Source organism: Synechococcus sp. R5-13 (genome assembly GCF_047462015.1).
GTDB lineage: Bacteria > Cyanobacteriota > Cyanobacteriia > Thermostichales > Thermostichaceae > Thermostichus.
Window position 1 is genome coordinate 1 of the sequence record NZ_JANSIL010000132.1, and the last position, 17,177, is coordinate 17,177.

17 protein-coding genes are annotated in these 17,177 nt (G+C 59.3%); 11 read left to right on the plus strand and 6 right to left on the minus strand.

The genetic code is table 11. The features are described 5' to 3' along the window. Positions 1-93 precede the first annotated feature (93 nt). Positions 94-1,275: a CRISPR-associated endoribonuclease Cas6 gene (gene cas6, locus NW840_RS10085; protein ID WP_414344019.1), complete on the minus strand. Its 1,182-nt coding sequence runs from the start codon at positions 1,273-1,275 to the stop codon at positions 94-96. Between the two features lie 415 nt (positions 1,276-1,690). Between cas6 and cas10 the strand changes: the two genes are divergently transcribed. The 11 genes from cas10 (at position 1,691) to NW840_RS10140 (ending at position 12,307) form a co-directional block, all read left to right on the plus strand. Further along, entirely contained in the window at positions 1,691-4,006 is a 2,316-nt protein-coding gene (gene cas10, locus NW840_RS10090; RefSeq protein ID WP_414329364.1) for a type III-B CRISPR-associated protein Cas10/Cmr2, read from the plus strand. Further along, positions 4,006-4,728 (plus strand): RAMP superfamily CRISPR-associated protein, encoded by a 723-nt coding sequence (locus NW840_RS10095; RefSeq protein WP_414344020.1) that lies wholly within the window; start codon positions 4,006-4,008, stop codon positions 4,726-4,728. Before cas10 ends, NW840_RS10095 begins: the two co-directional genes overlap by 1 nt. Beyond that, entirely contained in the window at positions 4,728-5,960 is a 1,233-nt protein-coding gene (csx10, locus tag NW840_RS10100) for a CRISPR-associated RAMP protein Csx10 (protein WP_414344022.1), read from the plus strand. Before NW840_RS10095 ends, csx10 begins: the two co-directional genes overlap by 1 nt. Further along, positions 5,957-6,397 carry a hypothetical protein gene (locus NW840_RS10105; protein ID WP_414344023.1) on the plus strand — a complete coding sequence of 147 codons (441 nt, stop codon included), beginning with the start codon at positions 5,957-5,959 and terminating at the stop codon, positions 6,395-6,397. The genes csx10 and NW840_RS10105 overlap by 4 nt, the downstream gene beginning before the upstream one ends. Positions 6,398-6,400: 3 nt before the next feature. Further along, entirely contained in the window at positions 6,401-7,048 is a 648-nt protein-coding gene (locus NW840_RS10110; RefSeq protein WP_414329367.1) for a hypothetical protein, read from the plus strand. Between the two features lie 19 nt (positions 7,049-7,067). After that, complete coding sequence (csx7, locus tag NW840_RS10115) at positions 7,068-7,919, plus strand: CRISPR-associated RAMP protein Csx7 (protein WP_011432239.1); 852 nt, start codon at positions 7,068-7,070, stop codon at positions 7,917-7,919. A 166-nt stretch (positions 7,920-8,085) separates the two neighbouring features. Beyond that, positions 8,086-9,060, plus strand: coding sequence for an RAMP superfamily CRISPR-associated protein (locus NW840_RS10120; protein WP_414344025.1), 975 nt, complete (start codon positions 8,086-8,088; stop codon positions 9,058-9,060). Beyond that, entirely contained in the window at positions 9,057-9,509 is a 453-nt protein-coding gene (locus tag NW840_RS10125; RefSeq protein ID WP_414344027.1) for a hypothetical protein, read from the plus strand. Before NW840_RS10120 ends, NW840_RS10125 begins: the two co-directional genes overlap by 4 nt. 95 nt (positions 9,510-9,604) lie before the next feature. Beyond that, positions 9,605-10,591, plus strand: coding sequence for an RAMP superfamily CRISPR-associated protein (locus NW840_RS10130; protein ID WP_414344028.1), 987 nt, complete (start codon positions 9,605-9,607; stop codon positions 10,589-10,591). 10 nt (positions 10,592-10,601) lie between these two features. After that, positions 10,602-11,315, plus strand: a complete 714-nt coding sequence (locus NW840_RS10135; protein ID WP_414344029.1) for a hypothetical protein — start codon at positions 10,602-10,604, stop codon at positions 11,313-11,315. 95 nt (positions 11,316-11,410) lie between these two features. Then, positions 11,411-12,307: a putative CRISPR-associated protein gene (locus NW840_RS10140; protein WP_414344031.1), complete on the plus strand. Its 897-nt coding sequence runs from the start codon at positions 11,411-11,413 to the stop codon at positions 12,305-12,307. A 922-nt stretch (positions 12,308-13,229) separates the two neighbouring features. Here the strand turns inward: NW840_RS10140 and NW840_RS10145 are convergent. The 5 genes from NW840_RS10145 to NW840_RS10165 all read right to left on the minus strand — a co-directional run bounded on the left by NW840_RS10145 (position 13,230) and on the right by NW840_RS10165 (position 17,170). After that, a complete protein-coding gene (locus NW840_RS10145) occupies positions 13,230-13,916 on the minus strand; it encodes a VanW family protein (protein WP_414344033.1) in 687 nt (228 codons plus the stop codon). A 1-nt stretch (position 13,917) separates the two neighbouring features. Continuing rightward, on the minus strand, positions 13,918-14,766 hold the full coding sequence (locus NW840_RS10150; protein ID WP_414344034.1) for a hypothetical protein: 849 nt from the start codon (positions 14,764-14,766) through the stop codon (positions 13,918-13,920). A gap of 72 nt (positions 14,767-14,838) precedes the next feature. Further along, positions 14,839-15,504 (minus strand): sigma-70 family RNA polymerase sigma factor, encoded by a 666-nt coding sequence (locus tag NW840_RS10155; RefSeq protein ID WP_049749556.1) that lies wholly within the window; start codon positions 15,502-15,504, stop codon positions 14,839-14,841. An 83-nt stretch (positions 15,505-15,587) separates the two neighbouring features. Next, a complete protein-coding gene (locus NW840_RS10160) occupies positions 15,588-16,205 on the minus strand; it encodes an ABC transporter permease (RefSeq protein ID WP_414344038.1) in 618 nt (205 codons plus the stop codon). Continuing rightward, entirely contained in the window at positions 16,202-17,170 is a 969-nt protein-coding gene (locus NW840_RS10165; RefSeq protein WP_414344040.1) for an ABC transporter ATP-binding protein, read from the minus strand. Before NW840_RS10165 ends, NW840_RS10160 begins: the two co-directional genes overlap by 4 nt. Positions 17,171-17,177: the final 7 nt, after the last annotated feature.

The following is a 17,177-nucleotide window of genomic DNA, read 5'->3' on the forward strand; positions in this document are numbered from 1 at the left end:
AGAGATAGGCAGGATGCGATCGCTTCTTTCCTGAACCATGTTCAGGAGAGTTCAGCGTGAATGTATCAGGCTCAACAAAGTACCTCAAGTCATCTAGGGAAGACTGCTCGACGAGTAGTCCTGGGATCCAGACTGGAGAGAGCGGCGGGCCAGCTTGGCATAGGTCTTCACCGTCTCGTAGGGCATCTCCAAATCAGCGGCGATCTGTTGTAAGCTCTCTCCACCTTCGCGGCGGGCCAGGATCGTCGCCCACAGTTGGGCAGTTTTTTCGGCGCGGGATCCCCCTTGTCGTTGCCGCTGGCTGAGAAAGAGGGCGCTCAGCTCCTCGATCCGCTGGGCCACCTGCTCTTCCCGGGAAGGGACAGGGGAGGCGGGTAGCTCTTCGGCCAACCAACCCAGGCGGGTTTGCCCTAGCCCAAAGGGGGTTTTGTGGCCGGTGCCGCAGTAGGGGGCAAGGTGGATCAGGGCTTGGAGCTGCTGCTGCAACAGCTCAGGCGCACGGGAGGAGACAGCCAACTGCACACAGCCGATGAATCCCGTCACGGATCCCTGGCGACCTGCGGTGGTTTTGACCGATTCCAGACGGTGCCGCTGGATGATCACTTCCCCATCCACCCAATCCAGAAAAGGCTCCGCCTCGATGGGCAGACCGGAAAAATCGTTCCAACGGCGCAGATAGCTGTGGAACAGGTTGCGAGGGATCGGCAGCGGCAGATGGTGGCCCCGGTGGCGAAAGCTGGTGGGCGAGACGAAGGAAAGGCTCCAGGAGCGGGGGGAAAGAGGCTGCTCCAACAGTTGACGATAGGTGCGCGGGGGGATCGAGATCTGCCATCCCAGGATCTGCAGCGGGGATCCCCGCAATTCCAGCCAGGTGGGCAGCCGTTGGCACCACCCTCGCAGCCACTCCACCACCGGCGGGTTGAGGCCGGTGATCCACCAGCGGAAGGGGAGATGAGGCGGGATCAGCGGTCGCCCCCCCTGCTCGCGGAACGGCCCCATCAGCCGGGAGAGGGTAAAAGGTTTCTCCGATTCTCCATCGTGCAAATAGGCCGATAGCTGCGGGTCTGTCTCTTGCACCTGGCTCAAGAACCAGGCGTGCAGCCCTTTGGCATAGTGGGGATCCAGCAGGTAAGACCGAGGAGACTGAACTTCCAAGGTGATCCCCACCAACTCGGATCCCGTCGGCCACTTGCCGTTCGCTTCTCTATCAGCAGATGGCTCTGAGAAACTCAGCATAGGCACAGCCCATTCCCAGTCCACAGCAACAATCAACACAAAACCCAACTTTCCATTGAGAAAATTTTAGAAGGGATCCCTTCTTATTGGGTTTACTCTCGAATTGCCCGTTGTACAGGCAGAAAAAATCTCACAATCTGAAGAAAGCCTTGAAATCGTCTGCAACCCATCGCACTCGATCTATACTGCTAGCAAGCTAGAGGACTGAAAACCATGAGGCGAGAGCGTTTATCGGATATGGCTGAAACAATCGGTAACCTCAATGGCATCTCTCGGCTTGATTCGATTGGTTACCCACCCAACCGGCAAACCCTTTTTTGAAGGGCTTTGGTCTTCCGCGAAGGATTAAAAATCGAGGCCAATTGCCCCCAGCCTTTAGGGATCTATCCGTCGCAGCCGATGGAAGCCCTGTCCAAGACTTGTCTTCCTTTTTCGCATTTCGCAGGTGCTGCTCATGACCCCTACTTCTGCTCCCTCTCCCGTTCCTGTTGCCTTGGCCTGGTGCCTGGCGTGGGGAGAACAGCGGGATCCCCAGTTTGCCCTGGAGACCTTGCAGCAGATGCGGGCCGCCGTTCGCGCCGACAACGAGGCCGGGATCCCAGAAGAGCTACGGCCCATTTTGGCTCAGGTGCGCCAATTTCAGGAGAGCATGGCGGCGAAGACCTTTCCCAGAACCCCGGCGGAGCTGCAATCCCGCTACCCGGAGCTGTGGCAGCAGACAACCCGCATCGGCTTGGTTTACGGGGGGGCCACCAAGATCAAGAGCTATGTCTTCGAGTCGGCCAAGCTGTCGGAAATCCGCGGGGCCTCCGCTTTGTTGGATCGCATTAACCTGGTGGATCTGCCCGCCTTTTTCGGGGATCCCGAGCAAACCTACCTGGGATGGGAAGGTTTGGGGAAAGAGTCTCAAGCAGAGCTGAGGGCCTATGTGGCCGAGCAGATCCGGCCTTGGCTGCAGCAGCACTACCCGGCTTTGGCGCAAGCCCTGATCCCGGAGCTCATCATCTACTCCACCGGGGGCAATCTCCTGGCCTTTTGCCCGGCGGCCCATGTGGACGATCTCTGTGAGGCCATCGAGCGGCGCTACACCGAAGAAACCCTCACCGCTAACGCCTGCGCCGTGGGATCCGCCTTTCGGCTGCTGGAACTGCGCTACGGCCTGTTGCGGGATCCCATCGAACGCACCCCCTGGCTGGATTGGCTGGCGCAACACAAAACCCATCCCCTGGTGAGAGCCTATTTTGGGGATGGCAGCGAAGCCAGATTTCAAGACCGCAAAAGTTTCAACGAGTTGGTGGGTTACCTGGCCGCCCGCTTCAACCACCGCCGCAACGGCAATCCGGATCCCGGTCGCCCCAGCCGCGCCCATCCCGCCTTTTTTGAAACCCATCCCTACCTGCGCCGCGACAGCACCGACCGTCGCCCTGCCATCGCCAAAGCCGACCTGGTCGATCAGCCCTGGCTCTCGGAAGCCACCGCTCGCAAAGCCCTGGTGGGTCGCCAGGCCAAGCGCATTGAAACAGGCAAGCAAGGGTGGTTCCGCAAGTTCCCCACCTGGGATCCCGGCTTTGTGGAAAGCTGGGTAACGCGATTTGCCCGCTTTCTCAACTCTCCCGCCGGCGAGCCCTACCGGGAGCGCTATTTGCAGCCCCATCAGGGATCTGTCCAGGGGATCGGCGAGGCCCAATCTCTACGGGAAGTGGCCAACGCCAGCCTGGGCAGCCAGGGCTTTGTGGCTTACCTTTACGCCGATGGCAACGACATGGGGGGCTATGTGCAGCAGATCCAAACCCCAGAAGCCTACCGACAATTTAGCCGGGATGTTTCCGAGGCAACGGAAAAAGCCGTTTACCACGCCCTCGCCCAGCACCTGCAGGCCCATCGGCTGCACGGCCTATCCCCAGATCCGGAAACCGGCAGAGACCGCAACGGCGAGTGGATCCACCCCTTCGAGATCCTGACCATCGGCGGAGACGATGTGTTGGTGGTGGTGCCTGCCCACAAAGCCCTGGAAATTGCCGCCACCTTCTGTGAGCAGTTTGAGCAGCTCCTGCTGGACACCTCGGCAACCTATGCAGCTCAATCTTCCGGCAAGGTGCCTCACCGCTACCCGGCGGCAGATCGGAAGCTCTGTCGGCTCTCCGCCTCGGTGGGGGTGCTGATCGCCTCGGAAGACACCCCCATTTACTACGCCGAAAAGCTCACCGAACAACTGTTGAAATCCGCCAAGAGCTACGCGAAAAAGCTGAAGCCCAAAGACAAGGACTGCTCTGTGGCCACCATCGACTTTCTCTCGTTGAAGTCGGTCGCCCTGGTTGTCTCCAGCATCCAGGATTTTCGTCGGGAAGCTCTGGAGATCCGCCAGAACAGCCACACCCTCAAGCTCTACGCCGGCCCCTATACCGTCCCGGAAATCCACGGGTTGCTGAGAACGGTACAAGCCCTGCAGGAGGCCAATTTTCCTCGCTCCCAGCTTTATCAGATTCGCAGCTTCTTGGAAAAAGGCAAACGCACCGCCACCCTCAACTATCTCTATTTCCGCAGCCGCCTGGGCAAAAAGGGGCAGCCGCTGATGGAGGCTTTTGAGCGCACCTGGTGCAAGGCCAAAACCAACGACGGCCACCTTCCCCCCTGGATGTATGTTGAGCCACAGGTATCCTCGTCAACGCCAACCTATGAAACCATCTGGCGGGATCTGGTGGATTTGTACGCCTTTGTGCAAAAACAGCCCCAGGCCGAGGGTCGGCCCGTTCTGGCGGAGGTGGAGTGATGGTGAGACTGGCAGAGCTGCCCCAAGCGGGGCGAACGATCACCTCTATCCCTTTGAGGGCCACCCTCGCCTCTGCCCTGGCGGTGGGATCCGGCGGCTCCAGCGGCTCCCTGGCGGACAAGCCCCTGCTCAAGGATGCCTACGGCAGGCTGCTCATCCCCGGCTCCCAGTTGAAGGGAAGGCTGCGCCACGAGTGCGAAAAGCTGGCCCGCGGCCTCGGCTGGGCCATTTGCCGCTCCCCCGACCCGGAGCGCATGTGTCCCAAGCGGGAGGGGATCGACGGCCACTTCGACCGCCCCGAATACCAGGTCGAGGGCTACGCCGGATCCCATTGTCTGGTCTGCCAGATATTCGGCAATCCGGCCCTGCCTGCCCGCCTGTGGGTGGAGGATCTCGTCTGCGAGGTGCCGCCAGCAGCTCTGGAACCAACCCTTCGCCCTGGGGTCACCCTCAACCGCCGCCGCCGCACCGCCGAGGATCAGCGGCTCTACCTCATTGAGACCTCTCCCGCGGCTGAGCTGACTTTTTCCGGATCCCTGCAGCTTTTGCCCGATTGCCCTTCCTGGGGCAAAACTCTCCTGTTGGCGGCCCTGCACCACCTGATCGCGCTGGGGGGCAGCAAATCCGCAGGTTTGGGCTGGCTGCACTGGGATCCTGGATCCCTGCAGGCTCTCCAGCCCACCGCAGCCGATTGGGCTTTCTTGGCCCAGGGAGGGAGCTGATGGAAGCCATTCAACTCACCCTAACGGCTCAGTCTCCCTTGGCCATCGGTCGGCAAAAGCCGGGCGGCTCCATCAGCGAGGCCCAGGATTACATTCCCGGCAGCGTGATTCGCGGTGCTCTGGCCGACCTCATGCTCAGCCAAACCCAACATCGCCCTGCCGAGGCGCTGGAAGGAGATTTGGCCGCCCTGTTTACGGCAGCTCGGCCTGCTGTGTTTACCCACGCCTATCCGGGATCCGGCAGCAAGGTCTTGCCGGCCACGGCCTTCAGCTCGAAAAACAATCCCGGCTTCCGCTCAGAGGCGGGCAAAACGGGGGTGTTCGACACGCTCCTGGATCGCTTCTGCTCACAGCGGCTGGGGATCCCGTTCGATCCCACAGAGCCGGACGGTTCCGGGGGAAGAGTGGAGCCCTTCGGGGGGTTCTACAGCCAGCAGGAGTCTGACCTGGGGCCCCGCTACGAACGAGCTGCTGTGTCCAAACGCCTGCTCACGCGGGTGGGGATCAACCGTCGCCGCGCCACTGCTGCCGACCAAATCCTCTACAGCCTAGAGGTGATGAACGAGGGCAAAGCCCGCCCCAATGGGCATCTGGAGCGCTCCCTTTTCAGCGGCTACATCTACCTGCGGGATCCCGAGCTGGCCGAGACCCTCACCCGCTACCTCAACGCCCACGCCCACCTGCTGCGCTTGGGAGGAGGGGTGTCGCGGGGATTGGGCCGGGTCAACGTCACGGCTCGGCGTCTGGCTGCTCCCCGGCCTTCCCTGGCCCAGCGGGTGGAAGCCTTCAACCAAAAGCTGCGGCAGCGCTGGCAACAATGGCAGGTGTTCGGGGATCCCTGGCAGCCCCTTCCGCCGGAGCGGCAGTATTTCTCCATTGGGCTGCAGTCGGGGGCCATTCTCAAAGAGCGCTGGCAACGCACCACCGTGCTCACCCCCCAGATGCTCCAGGAAGAGGCCAACTGCGAAGATGGATCCCTGGCTTTGGAGCTGGCCTTCAGCAGCTACGCCTATGTCTCCGGCTGGAACGCTGCCTGGGGTCTGTTCAAAGATGTAGAATTGGTAACCACGCAGGGCAGCGTCTTTCTGCTGAGCACCACGCAACTGGAGCGTTGGATCCCGATTTTGGCGGAGATGGAATACTGGGGGATTGGCGAACGCACTGCTGAAGGATTCGGCCAAATCGAAGTTTGCAGTCCGTTCCATCATCATTTCTGGGAGAACCCGCTATGACCTTCGCCACCAGCGAGATCACATCGGAACAAGAGCTCAAGATCCAACGGCAAATCCGGCTGGCCGAAGATGATCTGGTCGCCAGAATTCAAGCCGCCTTGGATAACTTCAGAGGTCTCAACAGATTGGAAGAGGCCCAATATCGCAACCTATTGCACGTGGCAGCTTCCACCGAAAGCTCAGAGGTGATCAAGAACTTTTTGCGCTACCAGGTGGGGCGCGATGACAAGTGGGGGCGGGGCAAAGACTCTTTGGCAGAAGCCATCATCAAAGACATCGACAACTGGATTCATCAAAGGGCTATAGCCATCGCCAGGGAAGCCGGAATTGAAAGAGCATCCCCCAAAGTCAACGAGATCAAAATTGACTTGATTCGGCGCTACCTGGGCTATGGGGCCCGCTACCTCAAGTACAAGCGAGAGGGAGGAGGATCCTAGACCGTGACCTACAGCAGTTTTACCCTTGAGAGAGCCATTTCGACCTTTCAGCTCAGGTCAAGAATCATCCATGGCCTGTTTGCAGAGGTTCCACCGACTGAGTGCTCCGATTACTTGAAAATAACCCTAGATCGCTATCTCGGCTTGGCCACCTCGGTCAACAGCGAAAAAGCCCGCTCCGAGTTTATCATCGCCCCTGTGCTGGGAGAGGTGAAGTACCTATGTCGGGATCAAATCTCGCTGTTTTCCGGCAAGGAATTCAACGTGGATCCCGAGAGGGGGTTGGTGGGCCTATGCGACTACATCATTTGCCTATCCCCTCTCCAACTCTACATTCAAGATCCGGTGGTGATTATCGTTGAGGCCAAAAAAGAAGACTTGATCGGGGGTCTGGGCCAGTGCGTTGCCGGTATGGTGGGGGCACAGGTCTTTAACAAGAACTCCAATTCTCAAGTAGACAGTGTCTATGGAGCAGTAACCTCAGGAACCAACTGGCGATTTGCAAAACTCGAGGGTGACCAACTCTTTATCGATGACAGGGAGTACTTTATCTCAGAAATTGCTCAGATCCTAGGGATCCTCTTGAGTTTTATTAAGGGCTCCGTCTCGCTTCGGGAATGGCAAACCTCTGCAGTACAAGCCTTAACTTGAGCAGCCATTTGAGGGAACAATGTTCGACGTTTTCAAAAACCGCTTGGAAATCACCGGCACCCTCACCACCGTGACCGCTCTGCACATCGGGGTGGGCCGCTCCACCGAACCCATCGGCTCGGATTTGCCGGTTCTCAAGGATGCGCTGGGCCGTCCGCTCATTCCCGGCTCCAGTTTGAAGGGGGCGATGCGCTCTCGCCTGGAAAGTTTCTTGCGGGGCATCAACCCAGAGCTGGCCAGGGATCCCGGCGAATTGACCAGCAGCGAGCAATTTCAGATCATCAACCAAATTAAAAATGACTACAAAGGGGACGATGCGGCTCTGACTCAAAAGCTCATTGAGGCCACCGACTGGGTCTCGCAGGTGTTTGGATCCCCTTGGTTGGCCGGCAAGGTGCAGATCCGAGATTTGCCCGTGGTGCCGGAAGCCTGGTTTGGCCAGTACCAAGAGCGGGATGGCGTGGCCATCGATCGGGATACGGAAACGGCGGCAGATGGCAAGCTGTACGACTTGCAAGTGGTGCCTGCCAGCACCCCCTTCCGGTTTCATGCCGTCGTCGAAAATGCCGAGGAATGGGAACTGGGCCTCTTGGCCATTGGCCTGCACCAATTGGAAACGGAACAGATCCCCCTGGGAGGGGGGCGCTCCCGTGGCTTGGGGGTTGTCCGCCTGCAGATCTCGGCAATCTATTGGTTCGACTCGGAAGGGGATCCAAGACGGCTGCTGGCCTACCTTCAAGAGCTGGTGGCCGGATCCCGACAGCCGCTCAGCCCGGAGCAGGCTGCCGCTTTGCGCCAAGACTGGGTGGAAGCCCTGGTTGCCAAATTAACAACGGCCTCTCAACGGCAATCGGTCGGCCCCCGCCGCTAGCCCTATTTCATGTCAGGAGGGATCCCGATGGTCTTCATGGACTCTACAACGGTTGGCGATACGGTCAGCGTTTTCCACCCCTATCGGTTGACAAACTGGACAGACTGCTTGCCGCCCCAAGCCCCTCAACCAAAAGCTCCTGTTCTGGTGTGAAGGATCCCAGGCTATGCACAAACGCTACGTTAACCATTGCACCCTCTGCCTCACCCTCAAGCCCGATGGCCCTGTTCTCATCAAGGCGGGCAAAGAAGGGGCTGACCCGACGAAGCCGGATATGGAGTTCGTCGAAACCTATCACGGCGACGGGCGAACGGTCTATTTTCCCGGCAGCTCCCTCAAAGGGGCAATTCGCGCCCATGCGGAGCGCATCGTCCGAACGGTGGGCAGCGACAGACGTCCTGAGGGGGGAGGCTTCAAACTCTGGGCCAGCGATCCCCTCGACCAAAAGGCCAATCAATGGCTGGAAAAAATTGAAGAGCCCCACCAGGTTTACGCCCTTTCTTCCTTTACGGATCAGATGTTCGGCAACACAGCCATCGCCAGCCGGGTCCGCATCGAAGATGCCTATCCCAAGCCGGGAACCCCTCTGCGCCTGGAGGAACGTAATGGGGTGGCCATCGACCGCGTCTTCGGCTCAGTGGCGGTGGGGCCGTTCAGCTATCAAGTGTGCGTAGAGGGATCCTTTCAAACCAAGATCCACCTGAAAAACTTTACCCTGGCCCAACTGGGTCTGCTGGGACTGGCGTTGCGGGATCTGGATGAAGGCTGGTTTGGCATCGGCTTTGCCAAGTCCCGCGGCATGGGCACCGTTCGGGTTGAGTACGAGTGGGCGGTGGTGGACTATCCGGGCTGCCTGGTGGATGAGGCAAACAAGCAGATTCGACTGCTGGGATCCCAGCTTGCCTGGCCAAGGGGATCCCTGCTGGGGGCGAGCGAGTTTCTCAGTCCAGAAGAGGCGGGCAAATACGGCTTTGCCAAACCCGATCGCCAGTTAGTGCCGGTGGGGGCGGAGCCGATGCCCTTGGGCTTTGGGGCGCGGCTGACCTGGGAGCAGGGATCCGAGGCCAAGGTGGAGCACCTGCTCGCTGCCGCCGTCAACAGTTGGGCCAAACTTCTGCAAGCGGAGGCCAAAGCCGTATGAAACCAGCCTACGTCGCCTCGCTCAGGATTCGAGACGGGGGGGAGCCCTCGCTTTCCCAAGTGCTCTCGGCCTGTTTTTCCACTTCTGAAAAAACCTACTCCTTTCTGCGCTGGCCCCATCGAGTCAGCGGCATTCAGGTGGGGATCCCGGCGGATCCCGTCTGTCCAGAGGGGCAAGTTTTCTCCCAACAAGGGGAACTGCGCTGGAAAAGCACCCCCCACGGCTGGGATCTGCTGTATCTGGGGATCCAAGCTCCCCCGGACTCCTTTATCCCTCTGCCGGGAGAGTGGCGGTGGGAGGATCACGCAGCCGACCTGTACGGATCCCAAAATCGAGAAACCCGCTTTCCCAAGCCCCTCAGCCATCCCAAAGATCTCAGGGTAGGCCAGCGCTACTTCCGAGATGAGCGAACTGCCCGTGTTCACTTTATTGCCCTGATCCCGAGGTGACCATGACCCCCCAAGGCCCTCGCCCATTGCCCAACCAGGCTGCCTCTGCAAGATCCTCTGCCGGCGACAGCAGTCGAGGTGGAGGTAACCCAACCGTGTCTCCCAAACCCTATGAGCTGATCCCGTTTCCCACCCAGCCCCCCAAGCTGGAGCGGCCCGCCGGCCACGCCAAGTTCCACGCCGATAAGCTGCACGGCACCCTCTTTCTCACCCTGACGGTGCAGACTGCCGTCCACATCTCCACCGGCCACTTGGCCTTGGGCAGCGATGTTGGAGTCAAAGGGATCCCGGTGCTCAAAACCATGACCACCACCCCCAATGGAAGGCTCAAAATCCAGGGCAGCTCCCTCAAGGGGGCCATCCGGGCCATGTATGAGGCGATCACCAACAGCACCCTTGCGGTGATGACGAGCCAGTACCGAAATCGGATCCCCCCAGAGCGGCACCCCTGCCGCAACAAAGAGCAGCTTTGTCCGGCCAGCCGCGTTTTTGGTGCTCTCAACTGGCAGGGATTGGTGGAGTTCAGGGATGCCATTGCCACCAGTGCCGGATCCGGCGGCGGATCCCTGCCCCCCCTGTACCGTCCACGCCCGGATCAGTGCAAAGCTTATTTTCAGAAGGAAAACGGCAGAGTCATCGGGCGCAAGTTCTACTACACCCACAGAAACGCGTTGCAGGACAGTTCAAGGGGAACGCCCACCCAGCAAGCGATACAAAACACAGTTTTCAAAACCCAAATCCACTTCAAAAACCTCACCCCTGCCGAGCTGGGCACCTTGCTCACGGTTTTGGGGCAGGATCCCAACCATCCCATGCTGCTGAAGGTGGGGGGCGGTAAGCCCGTGGGCCTGGGATCCCTGCAGGTCACCCTCGACAAGATCGAGCGGCCCGGCAACCTAAAAGATCGCTACAGCCGCTACGATCCCCCAGAAGCCGATACCCTGGAAGGAAAACGCCTCCAAGCCTTTGTGCAAGAGCAAATTCAAGCTGCCCAGGGCTACATCTTGCCCGAACAACTCAAGCGATTGGCCGCCATCCTGAGTCCCACTGCTCTGCGCGAGCCGCCCACCGGAGTGTACTGAGGGTTCCCCCATGCTGTCAGACACTGTCGATCTCAGCCCCCAATCTTGGGATCTCGCCCACGGCATCGCCCTGACCTTGGCCAAGGAAAGGGTGGATGTCAACGAGTTGAGCAAATGCGTCGCCTATCTGCGCTCGGTTGCCCATCACCCTGACGCGGGATCCCGCTTTTTCCGATTCACCGGCGAGCTGGTGCGGGAAAATGGCCTATGCCGTACCCAACAAACCAGAAGGTACCATCAGCTCATTGACGAAACCTGCAAAAGGTACTTGCAACCTCTGCAAGACAGGCCGGCGGAGATGCTGCAGATCCTGGGCTGGGCAGCCCGGCTGGCCCGCTACTACAAGGATGGAGGGATCCCCATTGGCGAGATTTCACCACCTCAGGGATCCCAACCCAACGACAACTCCGGTCCCAAGGACTCCGTTCCCCAAGGGGCGGGAAACAAATCCCAGGACGACAGACAACAACAAAACCATCAACACCAACAAGACCAGGCCCAGCATCAGGCCCGCAAAGCCCACTTCCAGACCGGGCAAAAGCTGAAGGCCACCATCACCAACATCAAGGGCAACAAAGTCACCTTCCAGATTCTGGACACAGACACCAAGCTCACCCAGAAGGAGCCCGGACGGGCGGGATCCCTCTCGGTGGGGCAAGAGGTGCAGGTGGAAGTTCTGGATCTAAGGGAAGATGGCAGAATCCGCAAAGCCAAGCTGATTTGACCGCGAAGCGGGACGGAGCCCTTTCGCGAAGCAGGACGGAGTCCTTTCGCGGAGCGGGACGAGGTTCTTGAAAAGTTTGAGTTAACCAGCCATCCATGCAGACCATCATCATGACGGTGGGCACCTCCCTGCTCACCAACCCTGACAAAGATCTCCAACCGCAGCGTCCCTGGGTAGGACAAAAAAACATCGGGGATCCCCAGCGTGCTCTGGCTTGGATGAAAAAAGTAGACCTGGAATTGATCAGTGCCGAAACCAACACCTACTTGCGACTGGATCCCACCTCGAATGATGCCTTGATTTTGCTGCACTCAGAAACCCCCGACGGATTGGAGTGTGCCCAGATTTTGAAGCTCTTTTTTGAGCAAGAGCTGGGTCAGCAGCAGGTCTCTTTGGTTCCCCTTCCCGGCATCAACTACGAGCTAGAGGGATCCTCACTGGAGCGGATGGCCGAGCTGTTGAAACAGTTGGCAGAGAGCGCCAGGGGGATCGTCACCTTTGCCGCTACCGGCGGGTTCAAAGCCCAAGCCATGATCATGGCTGTGGTGGGCAGCCAATTGGGGGTCCCGGTTTGCTACATCCATGAGCAATACAAATCCCTGGTCTACTTGCCCTACCTACAGCCGCAAGTTCAGCCCCGGATCCCACGGGCAGATCTCCCCGATTCAGGCCGAGATCGCTCCCAGATCATCCAAATCCGAAGCGATGCCAGCCATCACCGACCCCGCAGTTGGGCCAAAGTGGAAAGACTCCTGCGAGACATTCCCTGGGTGGATCTGGTTCGATACGATCCACACGCCTACGCTGCCCCCAAAAACAGCGTCAAAGCCTCAAACCGCAAAACCGAAGATGGCCGCCACATTCTGTGGATCCACCTCCACGAGAGCCAGGACACCCACCTCGCTGTCAGAGTAGAAACCACCGGCTACACCCCCGAGCACCTAGAGCTGGCTGCCACCGAATTGCGGCAACGCTTGGGCCGTCTGCTTTGAGTGTTTCCATGAATCCCGCTTCCCCAAAGGGAAGTGACTTATCAGGTATAGGGTTTTTGCTACGCAAACCTACATAAAATAAGGTATCGCATTCGGAACAACGGTTGATCCGGGTGGCGTGGAAGTTGCTTGCGGCTCAGGATCGGTTCCATTAACAGGAAATTACCGAGTACAGCGTATTCGCTTCGACCATCATCCGTTTCAACTACCCCTGCCAAAAGTGCCAGATCAGATCTAGATCATCACGTCTGCAGTTATTAAGCTTGTCTGAGACACATATTACGAACAACGCGAAAAAAGGAAGTAATATGGTAGAACATGAAAGCCTGAATACACCAACCAAACTTCTCCTAGTTGGAGTGGAGATCCTTTTTGTCTGTGCCCTGTTTCTCATGCGTCTTGGAGTCGCCGGTTGGCTTCTAATGATGTTTGGAGCGCTGCTTATTTTGCTGCTTACTTTATGGGCATTTGTGCATATAGCTTTGATGATCACATTCATTAGCGTTTTTGAATCAAGAAAGAGCGATATTGCGCTCTACCTCGCGACTCATTTTTTCTATCTTTGGGCCTGGTTATTTCAATTCGATGGCGATGATACCAGTGTAAAGTGGACTATTCGTCTCCTCCCATGCACGAACTTTCTGGAGCCTCTCCTCCGGAAATGGGGCGGAGTTCTATTTTTAACCACGAGTATCGCTACATTTGTTTGCTATTTGATAATCTTCATTTTAATAGTTATTCGCTTAGCTCGATTAATTTTCCATTGAGTTTTCATTAATTCCACTGCCCCGAAAGGAAGCGACTTCCGCCGATTATAACCCTTGCCCAGAGCGGGATCCAGGGGCCTAGATCGACAGGGTCTCGTTTAAGGACTCCGTCCCGCTGGCGCGAAAGGACTCCGTCCCGCTGGCGCGATGAGAGGCTAGGGAGCAACGACATAGCGATCTTGGGAGAGGCGCTCGTTACCCCGATACACGCTCACCTGCAAATGCTGGGGATCCAGCCGGTGCCCCTCTACACGGATGGGTGGGATCCTCAGGGAGTGGCGGGATCCCCGTCCCAGCACGGACACAATCAGGTTTTGGCCGCGGATCTGAACTCGTAGGCGCACCGGCCAGGGGAAAGGGTTGCGCAGCTTGAGGTCGGCCAAGCCGTACCAAACGGTGGCATCTAAGCCAGGGGGCACCGACTCTACCTGCCGGTAATGGGGGTGCCTCTCCACCACCTCCAGCCCTGCCAACAGAGCGGCATTGTAAAGGCTAGAGGACACCTGACAGATTCCTCCCCCAACCGAATCCAGGGTTTCGGCCACCATAAACACCGGCGCGGGCACATAGCCTCGTTCCAGGCTGCGCGGCCCCACCACTTGGTTGAAGGAAAAAATCACTTCTGCCTGTTCCCGTGAGCGTGCTGCAGGCATGATGTAAACCCCATCCAGGCTTTGGGCGGCTCGGCGAATGTTGTGGAGTTGAGAAGGAGTGCGCTCCTGCAAAGAAGTAACGTATTGGCTTAGGGTTGTTGGCGTGGGATCCGTCCACCACAAGGCCAGAAGGGCCAGTAGCGCCCCCACCAGCACAGCCAACCTCCGCAGGTCAACCCTTCCTCTCACCTCACACCTTGCCCGTCAGAAGGGGTTTCAAGGACTCCGTCCGAGTAGCGCGAGCGGGCAGTTGGCGGGAACCGGTCACGACCAGCAGCTCTTGGGCGCGGGTACCTGCCGGCAACGTGCGGGATGGGCGTAGGGCCACCAGGGCAGAGCCTTGGGCATCCACCTGAAAGTCGCCATAGTAGAGGAACTCGCCATTGTCCAGCTTGAGCCAGAGGGAGTAGCGCTCCCCCGCCACCGGTTGGGGCAGATCCCGTGCGGCCAAGATAACCTCCTGCCAGTCTCCTGGGCGAAACAGCACGTTGGCCGTCCCCGCCTCCCCCTGCAAATGCACCAGACGGGATCCCGGCTGTTGCAAGAGATGGGATAATGCCCGCACCGATTCTAGCTGGGCCAGTTGCAGAGCTTGCCGCAGTCGCCAGTTGTCCAAGCTGAGCAGAACCAAAATTGCCGCCACCAAGCCTCCCAGCCAGCGCCACCCAACCCCAAAAGCAGGCAATGGAGAGTGAAGGGGGACTGCCATCTCCTGCTCGCGTAAGCCGATAGCCCCCACCTCTGCCATCACCTTATCGCGCAAGCTGGCAGGCGGGAGCACTCCTGGCAATCCGTAGGGCAACAATTCCAAGGTTTCTTGCAAGGCTTGCAGTTCGGCCACCAGCCGAGGGTCTTGAGTTAGGCGTGCCTCTAGAGCACTCGCCTGCTCGGGAGACAAGTCCCCCAGCAGATAGCCGGCCAGTTCTTCCCGTTCCTCTGTTAAAGGGGGCGAGGTGGATAAGGACTCCGTCCCGCTGACGCGATAGGACTCCGTCCCGCTGACGCGATAGGACTCCGTCCCGCTGACGCGATCAGACATGGCCATCCCGACACCAGAACTCAACTCCAAACCTAGGACTCCGTCCCGCTGACGCGAAAGGACGCGGTCCCGCTAACGCGAGCAGAAACCCAGAAGGGCGCGCAGGGATCCCCGCAATTTGCAGAGAGCTTGGCGAGAGCGGGTCTTAACCGTCCCCAACGGGATCCCCAATTGGCGAGCAATGTCCGCCTGGCTCAACCCTTGGTAATAGAGCAACTCCAGGATCTGCCGTTGGTTTTCGGGCAATTGGCTGAGGGCCGCTTGCACCGCTTGCCGCCGCTCCTCGATGGAAACCTGCTCAAAAGGGAACCGAGTCTTGCTAAAGGACTCCGTCCCGCTGACGCGATCGGCGCTGAGAATGGTCTGCCAGCGTTTCAAAAGAAGTTGGTGGCTGCCCTGAGAACGCAGACGGTCAATGGCCCGCGAGCGGGTCAGGATGCACAAAAAACTGCTCAGGGATCCCCGCCGCTCGCGCGACTCGGACGGAGTCCTTGGATCACAGCCAACCTTGCGCCACAGCTCGACAAACACCTCCTGAGTCAGGTCTTCTGCCTCGGCCACGTGGCCCAGGATCTTGAAGGCCAGCCCATAGACCAAGCCGGCATAGCGATCGTAGAGCGCAGCCAGAGCAGCAGGTTGCCCCGCCTTGAGCGCTTCCATCAGCTCCCAATCGGCGCGGGATGACCAATCTCTCACCCGCTCACGCCAGCGGGACGGAGTCCCTGGTTGCTCACCCATGCTACACCCAGTTTCGCCCCACACAACTAGAGGATAAACCTGCCCGATCGCGCCAGCGGGACGGAGTCCTTAAGTCTACCCCCTCAGCCACGACGGGCCGCCCATTCCAGGCTGAGCAAGGCTGTGTTCACCAGCAAGGCCAGGGATCCCACCGCCAGGGATCCGGCCCAGATCTTGTCGTAGCGACCGGCCTGGGCAATGCCATCGAACAGCAGGGTTCCCAGTCCCCCTGCCCCAAACTTGGCGCCCACGGTGGCAATGGCAATGGCCACAATTGCCGCCAGCCGCAGCCCTGCCAAAACAATGGGCAGCATGAGCGGCACCTGCACCTGCCACCACCGTTGCCAGAGGTTCATCCCCATGCCCTTGGCAGCTTCCAGGATGGCAGGCTCGACCGAGCGCAGGCCCACGCAAAAATGGCGCACCAAGATCACCTGCGTGTAGATCACCATCGCCACCACCACCGAGCGGGCATTGAGGCCAAGCCAGGGCACCAACAAAATGATCAAAGCCAGGCTGGGCACTGTGTACAGGATGCTGAGGATCCCCATGACCGGCAGGGCCAACCAGCGCACGTGGTGAACCAGCAGAGCCAGCGGCACCGCCAGCACCACCGCCATGCCCAAGGTCATCCCCACCATCGCCAGATGCTCTTGGGTGAGCTGCCACATCAGGCCGGGGTGGTTGAGGAGATAGCTCACGCGGATCCCCCCTCCAGCATGGCCAAGCTGCGAATGTGATCCAAGGTCAAAACGCCGATGGCCCGCCCGTCCTCCCACACCGTCAGGGCTGCCGCCCCTGTGCGCAACAGCAGGGACAAGGCTTGCCGCAAAGTGGCCTGGGGCCTCACCATCGCTCCCTCTTGGATTTTGTGGTTGTGCGGGATCCCGGCCATCGCCGTTTCCACCCGCAGCACACTCAACTGCCGTACCATGTCATCTGCCCCCAGCAGTTCCCTGACAAAGGGAGTAGCCGGCTGGGTGAGCAGCCGAAAGGGAGTGTCGAACTGCACCACCCGCCCCTTCTGCATCACCAAAATGCGATCCGCCAGGCGCAGCGCCTCTTCCACATCGTGGGAGACGAACAGGATGGTTTTTTTCAATTGCCGTTGCAGGCGCAGGATCTCCTCTTGCAGCTTGCTGCGGGTAATGGCGTCGATGGCCCCAAAGGGCTCGTCCATCAGCAGCAGCCCTGGATCCCCGGCCAGCGCCCGCGCCAGCCCCACCCGCTGCTGTTGTCCACCCGACAGTTGGGCAGGGTAGCGGTGGCGGTACTCGTGGGGGGGCAAATTAACCAAGCTGAGCAGCTCGTCCACCCGCTCGCGGATGCGCTCCTTCGGCCACCCCAAAAGTCGCGGCACTACCGCCACATTCTGGGCCACCGTCATGTGGGGAAACAGCCCCGATTGCTGGATAACATAGCCGATCCGCTGCCGCAGAGCCGTGATGGGAAACTGGCGGATATCCCGCCCGTCCAAGCGAATCTGCCCCTGGGTGGGATCCAGTAGGCGATTCACCATTTTCAGAAGGGTGGTTTTGCCGCAGCCAGAAGGCCCCAGGATGACCACCAACTGGCCCGATTCTATGGAAAAACTGCACTCCTCCACAGCCGGCTGGGAACTGTGGGGAAAGCGCAGCGACACCCGCTCGAACTCAACGGTGCTCACCTCAGGG

Coding starts and splice junctions, on each gene's coding strand:
- NW840_RS10150 (WP_414344034.1), bottom strand. CDS start 14,766: ATGTCTGATCGCGTCAGCGGGACGGAGTCCTATCGCGTCAGCGGGACG.
- NW840_RS10095 (WP_414344020.1), top strand. CDS start 4,006: ATGGTGAGACTGGCAGAGCTGCCCCAAGCGGGGCGAACGATCACCTCT.
- NW840_RS10125 (WP_414344027.1), top strand. CDS start 9,057: ATGAAACCAGCCTACGTCGCCTCGCTCAGGATTCGAGACGGGGGGGAG.
- NW840_RS10155 (WP_049749556.1), bottom strand. CDS start 15,504: ATGGGTGAGCAACCAGGGACTCCGTCCCGCTGGCGTGAGCGGGTGAGA.
- csx10 (WP_414344022.1), top strand. CDS start 4,728: ATGGAAGCCATTCAACTCACCCTAACGGCTCAGTCTCCCTTGGCCATC.
- csx7 (WP_011432239.1), top strand. CDS start 7,068: ATGTTCGACGTTTTCAAAAACCGCTTGGAAATCACCGGCACCCTCACC.
- NW840_RS10120 (WP_414344025.1), top strand. CDS start 8,086: ATGCACAAACGCTACGTTAACCATTGCACCCTCTGCCTCACCCTCAAG.
- NW840_RS10105 (WP_414344023.1), top strand. CDS start 5,957: ATGACCTTCGCCACCAGCGAGATCACATCGGAACAAGAGCTCAAGATC.
- NW840_RS10135 (WP_414344029.1), top strand. CDS start 10,602: ATGCTGTCAGACACTGTCGATCTCAGCCCCCAATCTTGGGATCTCGCC.
- cas10 (WP_414329364.1), top strand. CDS start 1,691: ATGACCCCTACTTCTGCTCCCTCTCCCGTTCCTGTTGCCTTGGCCTGG.
- NW840_RS10140 (WP_414344031.1), top strand. CDS start 11,411: ATGCAGACCATCATCATGACGGTGGGCACCTCCCTGCTCACCAACCCT.